The sequence below is a fragment of the Fibrobacter intestinalis genome, from assembly GCF_900167415.1.
Classification (GTDB): Bacteria; Fibrobacterota; Fibrobacteria; order Fibrobacterales; family Fibrobacteraceae; genus Hallerella; species Hallerella intestinalis.
In genome coordinates this window covers 24,266-39,429 of the sequence record NZ_FUWU01000029.1, presented here as the reverse complement: position 1 = coordinate 39,429, position 15,164 = coordinate 24,266, and the positions used below count along the sequence as shown (strand labels likewise).

Below are 15,164 nucleotides of genomic sequence, written 5' to 3'. Positions count from 1 at the left end.
CGTCTATTTTACGCTGTTTCGCCTTTTCGGTTATGTCGGGGCGTTTCTGCTCGAAAATCCCCGTAGCGGATTCGAAAAGTACCTTCCTCCATTCGAGAATTTTGTTCGGATGTATCTTGTACTCGTCCGCAAGTTCAGATAAGCCTCTGCCCTTGAGGAGAATTTCGCTCAGGATTTTGACTTTCTCCTCCGCACTCAGGCGGCGACGTTTCTGTTTTTCAAGTTTATTTTCTTCTGCCATAAGGTGGCTCCTTGGTTGGAAATATACACCTTATTAGCTTCCTCAATTTTTTCCAAGTTGCGGTTAAGCGCTACAACCGCACAAGTCAAATGCAAAAGAAAAACTCCGATAGAAAAAGCGGCAGTTCATGACGAACTGCCGCTTTGTCAAAGTGGAGGTGAGGAGAGTCGAACTCCTGTCCAAAATCACGTCCCCGTTCATTCCTACGTGCGTTTCCTTCGTATTTAAGTTCTCGTCCCTCTTCACGCCCAAGAAGGCCGGCGCAAATCGGAACCAGCTCTGAAAATTTCGGATGACGCCCCAGAGCATGACGCCGCCCTATCCCATATTGCGACTGGAGTTCTTATCCCCATGGGAAAGGGACAAGTTCCAGCGTTGCTATCAATTAAGCAGCGAGTGCGTATTCTTCGTTAGCACTTATTGTTTTCCGGCTTTTTTACGAGGCCAGCCAGACCCTCGGCACGCAACTCACGCTTCAGCGACCCTGTCGAAACCAGAGCACCCCCGTGCGAGATGACTTTCGGAATATAGCAAATCTTTTTCCGAAGGACAAACGGAAGCGGTAAAACATCTATATTTGGGCATCCACATTCAACAACGGCACGCCCGATGATTCGAAAACTATTTTCGCTTTTCGCCGCCATCGCAGTTGCTTTGACAGCCTGCGCAAGCGACAAGCCCCTTGAAAACCATGTGTTCCACGTCAGCGATTTGGGCAACAAAAAAGTCGGCGTCCAGATAGGCAACACGGCGGACATCTACGCTTCCGACTTTGGCGGCGACACGGCCAAGATCCAGGTCGAACGCTACACGAAGCTCGCCGATGCCATCCAGGCACTTCTTCAGGGGAAAATCGACGCGGTCCTCAGCGACGACCAGCCGGCAAAAGCGTTCGTCGCGCAAAATCCTTCGCTCCGGATTCTCGACGAGGTCTTTGTCGAGGAAACCTACGCGGGAGTCGTCGCCAAAGGGAAAGAAACTCTGCTCGACAGCGTCAATGCGGCCCTCCGCAAACTGAAATCCGAAGGCATCTACGACTCCCTTTTCAATACCTACATCAACAAGGCGGGAAACTTCCACTACAGCCAAAAAGTCAAGGACGGTCCGAAACTCGTCCTCTCGACCAATGCGCAGTTTCCGCCGTATGAATATCACATGGGCGAAGGCATCGTCGGGTTCGACATCGAAATCTGCAACTACATCGCAGACTATCTCGGTCGCACTCTCGAAATCCAGGACATCGAATTTGACGCCATCATCAACGCGGTGAGTTCGGGCAAAGCGGACATCGGATTTTCCGGATTCACCGTCACCGAGGAAAGGAAGCTCTCCATCAACTTCACCGACCCGTATGCCGATTCGAAAATCGTGGTCGTCGTCCGGGGCGATGCCGCAGCGGTCTCGGCAGAAAGCATCGGGGACCATTTTTACAAGAACTTTGTCAAGGATTCCCGCTGGAAGTATATCGTCCAGGGGCTCGGCAACACGCTTCTCATTTCCCTCTTCGCGGCGCTTTTCGGCATTGTCGTGGGATTTTTCATCGCCGTCATCCGTGCGAACAACGAGATGAACGGCAGCTTCAAAATTTTGAATGCGCTAGGAAAGGCCTACGTCGCCATCGTCCGCGGCACGCCGATGATGGTCCAGCTGCTCATCATCTACTACATCGTCTTTTCCTCGGTGAACATCAACAAGATTCTCGTCGCCGTCATCGCGTTCGGCATCAATTCGGGCGCATACGTTTCCGAGATCATCCGCGGCGGCATCAAGGGGGTCGATCCCGGGCAAATCGAAGCGGGCAGAAGTCTCGGGCTCCGCTTCCGCACGATTCTCTTCTCGATCGTCTATCCGCAGGCGGCCAAGAATTCCCTGCCGGCACTCACCAACGAATTCATTTCCCTCATCAAGGAAACCTCCATTTGCGGCTACATCGGGCTCACCGATCTGACCCGCGCGGGAGACATCATCCGCAGCACGACTTACGAGGCGATGCTTCCGCTGCTCGCCGTCGCCGCCATCTACTTTATTCTCGTTGCGGGCCTTTCGGCTTGCGTCGCCCGGCTCGAAAGGAGGTTGAAAAAGAATGAACGCTAACCGCGAACCCCTGATCCAGATCCGGAACCTGAGCAAGTCCTACAGGGACAAGCAGATTCTTCGGGACATTTCGCTCGACATTTGCAAAGGCGACGTCGTCGCCGTCATCGGTCCTTCCGGCTGCGGCAAATCGACATTCCTGCGCCTCTTGAACCTGCTCGAGCGTCCCACTTCAGGCGACATCCTGCTCGACGGCAAGAGCATCCTCGCCAAGGACATCCCGAGCCATCTGGTGCGCGAACGCATCGGCATGGTCTTCCAGCAGTTCAACCTGTTCAAAAACATGACAGCCAAGAAAAACATCATGTTCGCCCCGGTCAAGCTCGGCAAGATGGACAAGGGCGAAGCGGAAAGGAAAGCGCAGGAACTTCTCGAACGCATCGGGCTTTCCGACCGCGGAAACCATTACCCGGCGCAGCTCTCCGGCGGGCAGCAGCAACGCATAGCCATTGCCCGTGCGCTCGCCATGAATCCCGAAGCGATTCTCTTCGACGAACCGACCAGCGCGCTCGATCCGGAAATGGTCGGGGAAGTTCTCAAGATGATGAAGTCGCTCGCGCAATCCGGCATGACGATGGTCGTGGTCACGCACGAGATGGGCTTCGCCCGCGAAGTCGCGAACCGGGTCCTCTTCTTTGCGGACGGCGTTGTCAAGGAAGACGGCACTCCCGCGGAAATCTTCGACAACCCCAAGGACGAAAGGCTCCGGGAATTTCTCTCCGCATTGAAGAAATAATCCTCTGGAAACGGAAAAGGCCTTGCCCGAGAGCAAGGTCTTTTTTCATATTCCGCCGTTCCGAAACTTATCCCAGCTTGTTCACCAGGAGCGTCTTCGCGTTAAAGGTTTCCCGGTCAATCCACTTGACGAGAAGCGAAACCTTGTTGTCGGCGTCCAAGGCGTTCCAGTAGGCGTCGAGCGTCTTTTCCGCATTTTCAAAAATGGGCATCCACTGCGGCACTCCCGCAAAAGAAGGAATCGGAGAGCCGTTGGTGACATAAGTGGAAACGAAATGTCCCAGTCCGGGCATCGCCTTTTCATAGCTGAAGGTTTCGCGAACGCATCCCGCATCCGCAGAATTGTCCTCGGACTTGAGAATCGAAAGCTGATACACATACGGGCTGGGATTCCGGTAAGTAATGCCCGAAATCCGCGGCGTGAAATTCGGGGTGTCGTCTTCGTATTCGCGAGTGGCAAGAGCGCTTTCAAAAGTTCCCCCCAGACGGATGCCGTCAAAAATCGTATCGGTCTGATCGCCGTTCGTGATGATGTGCGCATTCGGCAAATGACGCGCCGGATAATAGATAATCAGATGGGGGTCGGTGAGTTTGCTTTCGTCAAAGGCCTTCGTCTTGACAAAGCCGGAATCCTCTTGCACAAAGACGCGATTGCGGCTGTTTTCGCTGCGTCCCATAATCCAATAGACCTGAACAAGTGCTTTGCCGTCCGCAGACGTGCCGAGCACAATGCCGCGACCGGGATATGGATTTTGAGAGAGTTTCTGGAAATTTTCTTCCGCTTTGGATAGGTAGCTCATCGAATGCCTCGTGTTGTAAAATTTGCCGTTAAATATAGAAAGTCCTACAGGCAAGCTTCAAAAAATGGATGTGGATTCGAGGCTGGTTGTTAGTTATCAGTTGTCAGAGTTCATAGAAGAAACGGCGGCCTCCTACGAGGCTCCCTGAAACTTGGAATCTTCGATTCCGTAGTTGAAGTATCCCTGGAAGGGACCGTCATTGCGCTCCCGTCAAGGAGAAAATCAGCCATATTTGGAAGCGATCGTCATTGCGAGCCCTACAGGGGTTATACGACACTTGTCAATTTATTGACTTAGTGGAGTTATACTCTATGTGGATATACGACACTTGGTAACTTTGTTACCTTAGTGGAGTTATACTCGAAGTGTAGAAGCAATCCTTTTCCGCTGACAAGATTGCCACGGCTTTGCACAATTCGCCTAAGGGAAGCAGAGCTTCCAAGGCTCATGGGCCGCTATCGCGGCTCGCAATGACGAGGTGCCAGCACAGATTGCTTCGGCTGCGCATCCCTGAAACTAGGAATCTCCGATTCCGTAGTTGAAGTATCCCTGGAAGGGACAATTCGCCTAAAGGAAGCAGAGCTTCCAAGGCTCATGGGGCCTTGCTCGCAATGACGTGCCGCTGACATGATTGCCGCGGTGCTGCATCCCTGAAACTTGGAATCTCCGATTCCGTAGTTGAAGAATCTCTGAAAACAAGTTAGTAGTTAGTGGTTAGCGGTTAGTGATCTGTGCCCTTCGACTAGTTCAGCAGGCTCACTAACCGGCGGTTCCTGAGTTTATCGAAGGGCAGGGACCGGTTGGAAGTCGGAAGTTGGAAGTTGGAAGTTGGAAGTTGGGAGTTGAAACTGGGAACTGAGAACTAAGAACCGAGTTCACCGTGTGAAAGAATTTGCCTAGCCATTTAAAAGCGGCCTACTTTAAAACTTCGCGAATCGCCTTGTCCAAAGAGGATTCGTGCGGCACTCCCGGCCAGATTTTCTGGATATAGCCATTTTCGTCCAAAAGAATCAACGTCGGGATAGAAGAAATGCGATACGTTCGGGAAAGTTCCTGGGTGGCGTCCCGATAAAGCGGATACGGCGACGGATGCTCCTGATAGAATTTTTCAAGGACATCCTGCGACTCGCTGGAAACGCCGACAATCTCCAGCCCCTGGCTTTCGTATTTCTGATACAGCCGGGCCAAAATGGGAAGGGTTTGCCTGCAAGGACCGCACCAGGTCGCCCAAAAATCGAGAAGCCGCGCCTTGGGCTTTTTCTGGCTTTTTTCCGCATTGCGGTAGTAGTTCTTTTGAAAGGCGACGAACTTGTTTCCGATGGAAGAGCCCGTCATTTGCGAAACATCGTCCGGTCGCTCCGTCATTTTCACTTTGACCGATAGCCTTTTTCCGTTCCGAATCAACTGGAGCGGCACCGTCGCACCGGTTTTCAAGCCGGCGAGCGATTTTTTGACAGCCGCCATGTCCGTCACCTTCGTCCCGTTGATTTCCACAATCAAATCGCCAGGCCGCACCTGCTTGGCATCGGCATCCGGATGCACGGATTCCACCTTGAGAACCGTCTGTTTCTGAAAGGTTTCCTGCCGAAAAACGAGACCCAGCCACGGAACGGCATGAAGAGCCGAAGTCAGCAGCAAAACCAAGAATATCCACCCATTTTTCATGCGTAATCCTCAAAAAAAGATGAAAGCCAGCGTCCCCGAAATCGTCGTAAAGGCGGTTTTAGTCTCGCCGTTTCGCTCCCGACCCAGACTCTCCCCTACGAGAAATCCCAAGCGGACTTTCCCCTGCAAGGCGAAATGGGCGCGCCGCCAAGGCTTCATGTTCCGCCCGTAATCGACAAAAAGGCGAGGGGCAAGGAGCCAGTCCCCGTGTTTTTTGAAATAGACGGTGCTCGACCCGAAAGACACGAAATCCTCGTCGCCAATATAAGCCCGCACAGAAAGCCCCGCTTCATGCACGTCGGCATTCAATCCCAAAGCCAATTCGGAAGCGATTGCCAAGTCGTTCTGAAAGCGATACGCCAGCTGCGGCGAAAGGGAAAAATCGAACCCGCCGAGATAATAGGCGAACGCCGCTCCTCCACCCCAAGAAAAACCGTAGCTCGCCTCTTTAACAAGCACTTCTTCTTCCGAATGGTCCTTTTCCAGAAAGAATCCCGCATGGGCGGATACGGCAAGAACCATTCCCCAAAGAATCGCAGAAATCGCTCCGGGCTTCATCATTCGTTCGTATGCAACTCGTCGATGCTTTTCAGATTCGCTTTCTGCAAAGCCCAAAGCAGCTCTCGGCGCATCGCATGGGCCGGCATCCAACGGAATGCGCAAACGCTGTAACACTGCACCGCATCGGCCCCCGAAAGCATCAGGTCGAATACTTTCAATCCATGGTCGATTCCCCCGCAGGCAATCACGCTCAACTGGGGAAAGCGCGCTTTGACAAATCGCGTCAGGGCGTAAGTGTTGTGGTAAAGCGGGCGTCCGCTGAGTCCGCCCTTGTCGCCGTCCGAACGCAGAACCTTCAGCTCGTCATATTTGGCAAACATCGGCAACTCCGCGATTTTCCGAGTCGGGAACGTATTGCCGACGACCACGCCGTTTACGCCGTAACGCACCAGAACTTCCAAAGTCGAAATCAACTGGTGCTCCGAAAAATCCGGGCTGAGCTTGGCATACACCGCTTTCCGAATCGCCTGCGACTGGCGAAAGTTCATGATTTCCGAAAAGAGGGTTTCCACAAAACGGGTGTTCAAATCCAGACGGTCTTCCCCCGTATTGGGACAGCTCACGTTGATTTCGATATAATCGGCGGCCTTGTACGCAATGGCAAAGGTTTCCAGGACATCCTGAATTTTTTCCCTTTCCGAAAGAAGCCCCGGCGTTTCCGCAATGGAAATCCCTACGCTCATGCCGCTTTTGTGCGCCCGGACAAGCTGTTCATCGACGCGTTTCGCCACCGCTTCCACGCCGTCGTTGTTGAGTCCCATGCTGTTGTAAATGGCTCGATCCTCTTCCAAAAAACCGATGCGAGGACGATGCGTATTCCCTTCGCGATAACGCCTTGTCGCCGTTCCCACCGAGACGCCGCCAAAACCCAGATTCGCAAAATCCGCAATCCGGTTTGCCGTTTTGTTCGCGCCCGCGGCCAAAATAATCGGCGCGCTAAAAGAAAGCGGCAAGCTCTTGTCCGGAAAACGGATGACGGTTTTCAACGCCGGCGAAAAATCGGGCCTTCCTCCCAAAAAGGGGATGCAGGGGGCAAGGCGCGCCACATACTTCAACGAATCGTGGCGAAATTCCGGAGAGCCTTTGAAAAGACGGCGTATAAATGCGAGAAGCTTATCTCCGTACAGCAAATAGTAATCGTGATTTTCCGTTTCGACAGTCATGCGTTCAAATTAACAAAAAGAAGGCGACGCATCCATCCGGGCGGCAACAATATCGACGACATTCCGTAATTTTAACGGCACACCCTAGGCCTTAAACTGGGTATGCACGCCAACTATGCAAAACTTGCTAGTGTTCTACACTGTTACACCTTAAGAATTAGAAGGCGGCGTACAATATTTCGGTAAAGTTCCAGGAAAAGCATCTGCAATCTTTTGCGTCACTTCAGGATAGTCCTTAAAAACAGTCATCCATACAGACCAATAACCATTCGCAACAACATTTTCTACAATACTGTCTATAGAAATTTTCTTTCGTTTATACTCATCCAACAAATCCGATGCAACATTCCATTGTTCCATACGAATCATACGGATTTCGTCATTTTTCCCACCGGGAGCATTCAAGTTCATTAAACCAATGGTATTTTGCGCCTCAACCTGCTTTTGTGGACTCAAAGATTGATTTACCGTCATCGATCCATCGCCATGGTATTCGAATATATCAAAGGTATCGTCCACATCCGGCCAAACATAACCCGCGCGAGATGGGTTCTTGTTTTTCTTATAGTCCCGGTTGCATACTGGGCACGCTAAAAGCAAATTATCCCAATCCAATATTTGCGATGGATTATGCGATTTTGGAGCAACATGCTCTACATCAAGTTTTCTCTCCCTCTTTTCACAATAACAGCAATAACGTCCAAAATTTTCTTTTAAATCAGGCAAGAAATCTTTATACGCCTTGAAAACCTTTTGGCTTCCATCCGAATTCTTTGGCCACGACTTTCTCTGCAGGCTTCGCATTACAAAACTCCTGCAGATTCAGCCTTAGATTCCAGAAACGCTGCATAAGCGGGATTATCTGTTCCATATTGAGCCACAAATTTTTCTAATACTCGTTTAGCCTCTTCCAGTTCTGCCTCATTTGCAGAAACTTTTTCCTGTAAATCAAAATACTCTTTAGCAGCATTTTTCATGGCAATGTAGCGCTCGCTACGCTGAGGCATATCAACGTTCATTACATGTTCAGCAATATCTTCGACACTTCTGTGATTTTGACGTGAGTATTCTTCTACACCATCTTCATTATCAAGGTTAATTATTTTCGCTCCAGAAATTCCCTCTAGCGACTGGATAATAAACGGAGAATGCGATGTCAGTATAAACTGAATCCGAGGGAACAATTCGGCCAAATCCGGGACAATTCTCTTTTGCCACTTCGGGTGCAAGTGCAAGTCGATTTCGTCAATCAGCACAACACCCGTTGTCCGTTCACAAGCATTGCCATTCAAATGGGGATTAAGCAAACTAAACCGAATACATAAATCCATCACCAAGGATGCAACTATTCTTTGACCTTCGCTCAAATTGTTCAACGGAATCACTTTACCATTATTGAACTCAAAAAATATATCGTCTTCCTTAGGATTCCAATCAACATTCGAAACATCTGGAATAATTTTCTTCAGGCAGGCCCATACAGAGGCCAAAACTGATGATTTTTTTCTTTCGATAAATTCTGCATGACTTAACTTGGCAATCCATTTTCGCAGAATTTTATCTGATGAAGACGCATCAAGAGCGTCCTGATAAGCCTTGTAGCGCGAATCTCTAAAAAATACTTTTTCTTTTTTCGAAGTGATTCGCTTATCAACATCCCAAAGTCGACCTGTCCCATAATAACCGAAATAGGGTAAATCAACATTCTCGTTTTCTTCGATTTTTTTTAAAAATTGTTTTGCTTTTCTTTTCAGATCATCACTATTTGCATGGCTCCCATATCGCCGAAGCCAGTCTATGTCTTGCTCTTGCTCATCCGTTAGCGATCCCTTCACATACGACTCTGAGCAAGGATTGAAGGTCGGTATTTCGGTCCCTCCGCGAACAGCGACTTTCCGAACATCGTCCATGGAATACTTCAAGGCATTAATTTCAGGAAAGGCCGAATTCCAGGACGACAACACAAGGGCAACGCCTTTCAATGCGCTGGTCTTGCCTTTGGCATTATCTCCAACAAAAAGTACTACCGGATTATCCAAAGAAAATTCTTTTTTTTCAAATCCTCGAAAGTTGAAGTATTCTATTTTTGACAGCCTCATACAGTCCTCGCAGAAACTATTACGAGTTCAATAATACATTTTTTCCCCATCAATAGTTTCCTACCTTGAAACAAATCTCTAAATAAGTTACCACAAGTGAAGCCCTATTCCTATCGGCAACTTTTTATTCTTGCCTTCGCTAGGTCCATCCCACTTGATTTTTTTACCAAACCGAGGGCAACAATTTTTTCCCACTGGCCACCATCCTTTTCCCGGTTTTCTATACTTCCAAAATAAAATCACCCCTTCCTTTGGAATTGCTATGAATAATGCTTACAAAAAATTAAAAGAAGAGTCGCTGAAATTCTACATTCGCGATGATTATTTTTCGGATTACAAATGCACCCAACTGGGAAACATCGACTTTGTCATTGCCAAGCACCTGACCAAGGGCGGCTCCCGATCGCTTTTCGATTCCATCGACAATGACGGTTTGAAATCCATCCTGTGGGCAGAAGCAAAGCAGGGAACGAATCACGACATTTACGAAAGTTTTGTGCAGCTCATCCTGACGATTGGCAAAGAAAGGACCTTTGAAAAATACCTGCCGCCCAAATACATCGGCGCGTTCGATGCAGAAAAATTCGCCTTTATCGAATACCACCAGATTCAAGAAATCTTTTTTCAAAACGACTTCAACTGGACGGTCACGCCCTCCAATCACGACACGAAGGAATTCAAGCAGCTTTATACTCTCTGCAAAAATTCCCTGGAAGAAAATTCCATCCTGTTCCATTACGAAAATCAAAAGGAGGAATTCAGAGAGTTTATCCGGCTGAATTTTAAAACCGACAAGGACGTTTCGGAAAAAATCGCCGTCACCAAGAACAATTTCACTTTCGTGTTCCAGAAATGGTCGGAAAAGGTGAAGCCCTCCATTGCCGTGGACTGGGAAAAATCCAACAAGAGCGGGATTATCGCCGCCGACTTTTTCTTGGCGGATTTACTTTCCAAGGACGGCGAGTCCCTCAAAGATTCGCTCTACGTGGTGCTGAAAAACACGAAGTATGAACTGGCGAAAAAGCTGGACGAGGACGGATTCTTAACGACGAAAAGCGTTGGATTTACCGACAAGCAAAAAGCCTACAAGGAATTCTGGAATGTTTACGAGAGGCCGCCCAAGGAAGAATACTGGGACTACATCATTGCGCGGCGGGATTTGCTGGTGCCCCAGGACATTCGGGAGCGGAAAGGCAGTTTTTTTACTCCGCAAATCTGGGTGGAAAAATCCCAGGCGTATTTGGCCCAAGTCCTCGGCGAAACCTGGCAGGACGACTATTACATTTGGGACTGCTGCGCGGGAACGGGCAACCTTTTGAACGGACTTGCGAACTACGACCGGGTGTGGGCAAGCACCCTGGACAAACAGGACGTGGACGTGATGACCGACCGCATAGCCAACGGCTGGCGCATGGCAGAAAACCACGTGTTCCAATTTGATTTTCTGAACGACGACTTTTCCAAATGCCCGGAGGAATTGCAAGAGATTTTGAACGACGCGGAAAAGCGGAAAAAGCTGGTGATTTATATAAATCCGCCCTATGCGGAAGCGGGAAACAAAAGACAAATTTCTGATACAGGGCAGAACAAAAGTAACGTTTCATTTGAAAACAAAGTTTATGATAAATGGAGTGAAATAATTGGAACGGCCGCAAGAGAAGTATATGCAGAATTTTTAATTCGCATTTATACAGAAATTCAATGTTGCAAACTGGCACAGTTTGCAACATTGAAGGCGCTTTGCGCCCCCAATTTTGCAAAGTTTCGCTCTGTATTTCGGGCGGAACTAAAAAGCCTTTTTGTAGTTCCTGCAAACACTTTCGATAATGTGAAGGGACAATTTCCCATCGGTTTTTTTATTTGGAACACAGATACAAAAAATGAAAAATCTACGGAGATAAAACCTTTGCCAGAATATGTTGCAGACGTTTTTGATTCAAATGGAAATTATTTATACAAGCATTCTTTTTATTCATATAACAATGTCAAATTTATGCTGCATTGGATTAGACAGTATTATGACAAAGATGGGGATTTTATTGGATACGTCCGTGTAAATGGACAAGATATGCAAAACAATATGGGGCTGTTTCTTACAGTAGATCTTACGCCAAATGATTTACGGGCGCATTTTTATTTCATAATAACGAAAAAGAATTTAATTCCGATGTGTATTTATTTCACTGTTCGTCATTGTATTGCACAAACCTGGCTCAACGACCGGGACCAGTTCCTGTTCCCCAGCGACGGCTGGAAAACGAATTTTGAATTCCAGACGGATTGCCTCGTCTATGCGCTTTTCCACGGACAGAACCGCATCTCCTCTGCGCAAGGCGTAAACCACTGGATTCCCTTTACCCGGGAACAGGTGGGCTGCAAAAAGACGTTCAAAAGCACGTTCATGAGCGACTTCCTGAAAGGCGGCGATTTAAGGCTGCGCGCGAAAGCTGCGGACGGCGGGCTGTTCAGGGAAGAGTCCGTCATTGCGAGGAGCGAAGCGACGAAGCAATCTTCGGACGAGTGCGCCGTAAAGATTGCTTCGCCTACGGCTCGCAATGACGGCGCGGACTATGCCCACGAGGGCGGCGCGGACGGAGCGACAATGCACGGGGGCGTTGCGGGGGTGTCCCCCGCAGAAGGGGTAGCGCAAGACGCGGACGCGGCTGGAGCGAGGGGAAGGCTTTCCCCCTTGGAAAATCTTTCTTCTGAAGCGCAGGCGGTTTACGATTCCGCGCTTGAACTGTGGAACTATTACCACACAAAGCCGAACGCAAATCCTGACGCGTCATTTTACGACATTAGAAAGTATTTTCAGGGCGAAACGAAAGGCAGGATGAACAACATGTCCGGCGATGAAGCCTACAACGAGCGGATTGGCGACCTGCGTGAAAAAATGAAAACGCTCGGCAAAAAAATCGAGCCGAAAGTGTATGAGTACGGATTTTTGAGGAGGTGAAAAGATATGCCGCATTCACGTCATTGCGAGCATAAGCTAGACAATCCTTAAAAATACGAACGAAGGTCGTTTCGTCACATTACACCTTGGAGTAACAGTTCACTTTTCTCACTAAAAAGCAGGAGCCACGTCTCCATACAGAAAAATCGAACGACAATTTTTATACACCTAAAGTACTTTTATGTTATTTTTAATGGCATATTCAGGCGACAACGCCAAAGGACTTTCGCAAACCATTATGAACGAAACGCTGCCATCCCGCATTCATGAAATGTTCCCACGCTACGTGAAAGCGCTGGAATCCCTCATTCAAATTCCCTCGATCAGTTTTGAAAATTTCGACCAGAACGAAGTCTGGCGTTCCGCCCAGGCGGTAAAAGCCCTTTTTGAAGAGCACGGCTTTCAAAACGCCCAGCTTCTTTCCCCTTCGACGGGCAGGCCTTCCGTTTTTGCGGAAATCAAAACCAAGGAATCGAACCCCACAATTCTGCTTTACGCGCACCACGACGTGCAACCGACCATGCGGGAAGCCTTGTGGGAGAGCGCTCCATTCGCTCCCGAGATTCGAAACGGCAGACTCTACGGACGCGGGGCCGCCGACGATAAAGCGGGCATCGTTCTTCACCTGGCTGCGGCGACCCAGGCTCTGGCTGTATGCGGAGACTCCATGCCCAACATCAAGGTTCTCATCGAAGGCGAAGAAGAGTGCGGCAGCTCCGGATTCGGGGACCTGCTTTCCAAAAACCGGGAACTGCTCCGCTGCGACGCCGTCATCATTGCGGACCTTTCCAACTTTGCCGAGGGGACTCCATCCATTACGACAACGCTGCGCGGCATGTCCGCCGTGTCCGTCATCGTTCGCGCCATGAAAACGCCTTTGCATTCCGGCTCCTGGTCGGGGCCCATCCCCGATCCCGTCCAAGCGCTCTGCAAAATGATCGCCTCTCTCACCGATAGCGACGGCAACATCCTCATCGAGCATTTTTCCGACGCGCTCATCCCACCTACGGGCGAAGAAGAAAAAAGCTACGACGCACTGCATTACAGCGAAGCCCAATTCCGCAAAGAAGCGTCCCTCCTTGCCGGCACCCGGATTCTCGGCGGTAGAGACTCCATTTTGAAAACGCTCTGGAGAAAGCCTTCCATTGTCGTCACCGCTTTTGAAGCGGGTTCCCGAACCCAGGCGGGAAACGTGTTGCAGGATTCGGCATACGCCCGCATCGGCATTCGACTGGCACCAGGAATGTCCGCGGAGCCCTGCACCCGCCTTTTGATGGAGCACTTGAAAAAGAATTGCCCATCCGGATTGAAAGTATCCTTTGCTCCCGAAGATGGCGCCGATCCTTTTACAACGGATATTTCGCACCCGTATTTCGCCAAAATAAAAGAAGCGATGACCATCGCCTATGGCAACGAAGCCAAATTCATCGGTTGCGGAGCATCCATTCCCGGAGCGCAACTTTTTCGGAATACCTTCGGCGACATCCCGATTCTCATGACCGGACTCGAAGACCCGAAAAGCAATGCGCACAGCGAAAACGAAAGCCTTAGCTTGCAGGATTTTGAACACGGCATTCTCGCGGAAGCACTATTTTTTGAAGGACTTTGCCAATGAAAATCGTCGTTCTGACCGGCGCAGGAATCAGCGCAGAATCCGGGCTGCGAACTTTTCGCGGAAACGATGGGCTTTGGGAAAATGAACCCATCGATGCGGTCGCCACTCCCGAAGGCTACTTTCGCGACAAAAAACGCGTCAAGGATTTTTACAACAAATTAAGAACCTCGTTGCCGAACTTTCAGCCCAATGCGGCGCACTTCGCTTTGGCGGAACTCGAAAAGCGTCTCGGAAAAGATTTTCTTCTGATTACGCAAAACGTCGATGACTTGCATGAACGCGCCGGCAGTAAAAGAGTGCTGCACATGCACGGCTACTTGAAAGAACTCCGTTGCGAGCAAAACGAAAACCACGTTTTTTCTTTTGACGGAAATGAAACGCTAGAAACCCGCTGCCCTTTGTGCGGAAGCCGGAGCCGCCCGCATATCGTCTGGTTCGGGGAAATTCCGCTATTTATGGACGAAATCGAAAAAGCGCTGCGCGACGCCGATGAATTTGTCTATATCGGAACAAGCAGCGTCGTCTATCCCGCCGCCGGATTTAAGCAAATCGCCAAACGAAACGGCGCCCACGTCACCTGCCTGAATTTGGAAATCAATCCGCAAGATCCCTGGACGGACGAAAATATCCAGGGCAAAGCGACCGAAATCGTGCCGCCTTGGTGCCAAAAATTTTACGAATGAATTTGCTCTAAAATGAAAGAAAATAAAAAGACCAACGCCGCACGGCTTCTCGATCAAAAAGGCATCGCCTACGAACTCATCCCTTACCCTGTCGATGAAAACGATTTAGGCGCGGAACACATCGCCGAAAGTCTTCAAGAACCGATTGAACGCGTTTTCAAAACCATCCTTGTCCGCGGAGACAAGACCGGGCCAATCATCGGCGTCGTCCCCGGCAATCTGGAGATTGTCCTGAAATCCCTGGCCAAGGCAAGCCAAAACAAAAGCGTTGAAACCGTTCCGCTCAAGGAATTGCAGCCCCTGACGGGATATATCCGTGGAGGCTGCTCTCCCATCGGACTCAAAAAGCCTTTCCCGATTTTCATCCACGAAACAGCACTGCAATTCGACTTCATCTACGTCAGTGCCGGAGTCCGGGGAATGCAACTGAAAATTTCACCCAAGGATTTAATCCAGACTGTCCATGCAACGGTTGCCGCCATCGCCGGTCCCAAAACGGAAAAGGGAAAATATTAGTTATTAGTTATTAGTTATTAGTTATTAGTTATTAGT

The 15,164-nt window shown here is 49.6% G+C and carries 13 protein-coding genes and 1 other RNA gene; 6 read left to right on the top strand and 8 right to left on the bottom strand.

Features of this window, described 5'->3' with window-relative positions; genetic code table 11:
* Window positions 1-241 (bottom strand): transposase (locus B5D40_RS08945; RefSeq protein WP_078776643.1); only part of this gene is annotated, 241 nt, incomplete at its 3' end.
* A gap of 149 nt (window positions 242-390) precedes the next feature.
* Window positions 391-747: a transfer-messenger RNA gene (gene ssrA, locus B5D40_RS08940) on the bottom strand.
* A gap of 103 nt (window positions 748-850) precedes the next feature.
* On the opposite strand from ssrA, the gene B5D40_RS08935 reads away from it, so the two are divergent.
* Together B5D40_RS08935 and B5D40_RS08930 are read left to right on the top strand one after the other, a co-directional pair.
* On the top strand, window positions 851-2,335 hold the full coding sequence (locus tag B5D40_RS08935; protein WP_078776642.1) for an ABC transporter substrate-binding protein/permease: 1,485 nt from the start codon (window positions 851-853) through the stop codon (window positions 2,333-2,335).
* Window positions 2,325-3,071, top strand: a complete 747-nt coding sequence (locus B5D40_RS08930; protein ID WP_078776641.1) for an amino acid ABC transporter ATP-binding protein — start codon at window positions 2,325-2,327, stop codon at window positions 3,069-3,071. Before B5D40_RS08935 ends, B5D40_RS08930 begins: the two co-directional genes overlap by 11 nt.
* 67 nt (window positions 3,072-3,138) lie before the next feature.
* Here the strand turns inward: B5D40_RS08930 and B5D40_RS08925 are convergent, their stop codons facing one another.
* The 6 genes from B5D40_RS08925 to B5D40_RS08900 form a co-directional block, all read right to left on the bottom strand.
* Window positions 3,139-3,870, bottom strand: a complete 732-nt coding sequence (locus B5D40_RS08925; RefSeq protein WP_078776640.1) for an IMP cyclohydrolase — start codon at window positions 3,868-3,870, stop codon at window positions 3,139-3,141.
* Between the two features lie 915 nt (window positions 3,871-4,785).
* On the bottom strand, window positions 4,786-5,535 hold the full coding sequence (locus B5D40_RS08920; RefSeq protein ID WP_073305042.1) for a redoxin domain-containing protein: 750 nt from the start codon (window positions 5,533-5,535) through the stop codon (window positions 4,786-4,788).
* Window positions 5,536-5,544: 9 nt separating this feature from the next.
* Entirely contained in the window at window positions 5,545-6,096 is a 552-nt protein-coding gene (locus B5D40_RS08915; RefSeq protein WP_095849452.1) for a hypothetical protein, read from the bottom strand.
* Entirely contained in the window at window positions 6,093-7,259 is a 1,167-nt protein-coding gene (locus B5D40_RS08910; RefSeq protein WP_078776638.1) for a dihydroorotate dehydrogenase, read from the bottom strand. Before B5D40_RS08910 ends, B5D40_RS08915 begins: the two co-directional genes overlap by 4 nt.
* A 150-nt stretch (window positions 7,260-7,409) precedes the next feature.
* Window positions 7,410-8,063, bottom strand: coding sequence for a retron system putative HNH endonuclease (locus B5D40_RS08905; protein ID WP_078776637.1), 654 nt, complete (start codon window positions 8,061-8,063; stop codon window positions 7,410-7,412).
* A complete protein-coding gene (locus tag B5D40_RS08900) occupies window positions 8,063-9,358 on the bottom strand; it encodes an AAA family ATPase (RefSeq protein WP_078776636.1) in 1,296 nt (431 codons plus the stop codon). Before B5D40_RS08900 ends, B5D40_RS08905 begins: the two co-directional genes overlap by 1 nt.
* 262 nt (window positions 9,359-9,620) lie before the next feature.
* Here B5D40_RS08900 and B5D40_RS08895 point away from each other — a divergent pair, with 262 nt between their 5' ends.
* The 4 genes from B5D40_RS08895 (at window position 9,621) to ybaK (ending at window position 15,128) form a co-directional block, all read left to right on the top strand.
* Window positions 9,621-12,314, top strand: coding sequence for a hypothetical protein (locus B5D40_RS08895; RefSeq protein WP_143394323.1), 2,694 nt, complete (start codon window positions 9,621-9,623; stop codon window positions 12,312-12,314).
* 193 nt (window positions 12,315-12,507) lie between these two features.
* On the top strand, window positions 12,508-13,929 hold the full coding sequence (locus B5D40_RS08890) for a M20/M25/M40 family metallo-hydrolase (RefSeq protein WP_233134216.1): 1,422 nt from the start codon (window positions 12,508-12,510) through the stop codon (window positions 13,927-13,929).
* On the top strand, window positions 13,926-14,612 hold the full coding sequence (locus B5D40_RS15300; protein ID WP_095849453.1) for an NAD-dependent deacylase: 687 nt from the start codon (window positions 13,926-13,928) through the stop codon (window positions 14,610-14,612). The genes B5D40_RS08890 and B5D40_RS15300 overlap by 4 nt, the downstream gene beginning before the upstream one ends.
* A gap of 12 nt (window positions 14,613-14,624) precedes the next feature.
* Window positions 14,625-15,128 carry a Cys-tRNA(Pro) deacylase gene (gene ybaK, locus B5D40_RS15295; protein WP_095849454.1) on the top strand — a complete coding sequence of 168 codons (504 nt, stop codon included), beginning with the start codon at window positions 14,625-14,627 and terminating at the stop codon, window positions 15,126-15,128.
* The last annotated feature ends 36 nt before the right edge of the window (window positions 15,129-15,164 follow it).

Excerpts from the sequence above, each read along its gene's own strand:
- B5D40_RS08925 (WP_078776640.1), bottom strand. The coding sequence starts at position 3,870 with ATGAGCTACCTATCCAAAGCGGAAGAAAATTTCCAGAAACTCTCTCAA.
- B5D40_RS08910 (WP_078776638.1), bottom strand. The coding sequence starts at position 7,259 with ATGACTGTCGAAACGGAAAATCACGATTACTATTTGCTGTACGGAGAT.
- B5D40_RS08915 (WP_095849452.1), bottom strand. The coding sequence starts at position 6,096 with ATGATGAAGCCCGGAGCGATTTCTGCGATTCTTTGGGGAATGGTTCTT.
- B5D40_RS08935 (WP_078776642.1), top strand. The coding sequence starts at position 851 with ATGATTCGAAAACTATTTTCGCTTTTCGCCGCCATCGCAGTTGCTTTG.
- B5D40_RS08905 (WP_078776637.1), bottom strand. The coding sequence starts at position 8,063 with ATGCGAAGCCTGCAGAGAAAGTCGTGGCCAAAGAATTCGGATGGAAGC.
- B5D40_RS08895 (WP_143394323.1), top strand. The coding sequence starts at position 9,621 with ATGAATAATGCTTACAAAAAATTAAAAGAAGAGTCGCTGAAATTCTAC.
- B5D40_RS08900 (WP_078776636.1), bottom strand. The coding sequence starts at position 9,358 with ATGAGGCTGTCAAAAATAGAATACTTCAACTTTCGAGGATTTGAAAAA.
- B5D40_RS08890 (WP_233134216.1), top strand. The coding sequence starts at position 12,508 with ATGGCATATTCAGGCGACAACGCCAAAGGACTTTCGCAAACCATTATG.
- B5D40_RS15300 (WP_095849453.1), top strand. The coding sequence starts at position 13,926 with ATGAAAATCGTCGTTCTGACCGGCGCAGGAATCAGCGCAGAATCCGGG.
- ybaK (WP_095849454.1), top strand. The coding sequence starts at position 14,625 with ATGAAAGAAAATAAAAAGACCAACGCCGCACGGCTTCTCGATCAAAAA.
- B5D40_RS08920 (WP_073305042.1), bottom strand. The coding sequence starts at position 5,535 with ATGAAAAATGGGTGGATATTCTTGGTTTTGCTGCTGACTTCGGCTCTT.
- B5D40_RS08930 (WP_078776641.1), top strand. The coding sequence starts at position 2,325 with ATGAACGCTAACCGCGAACCCCTGATCCAGATCCGGAACCTGAGCAAG.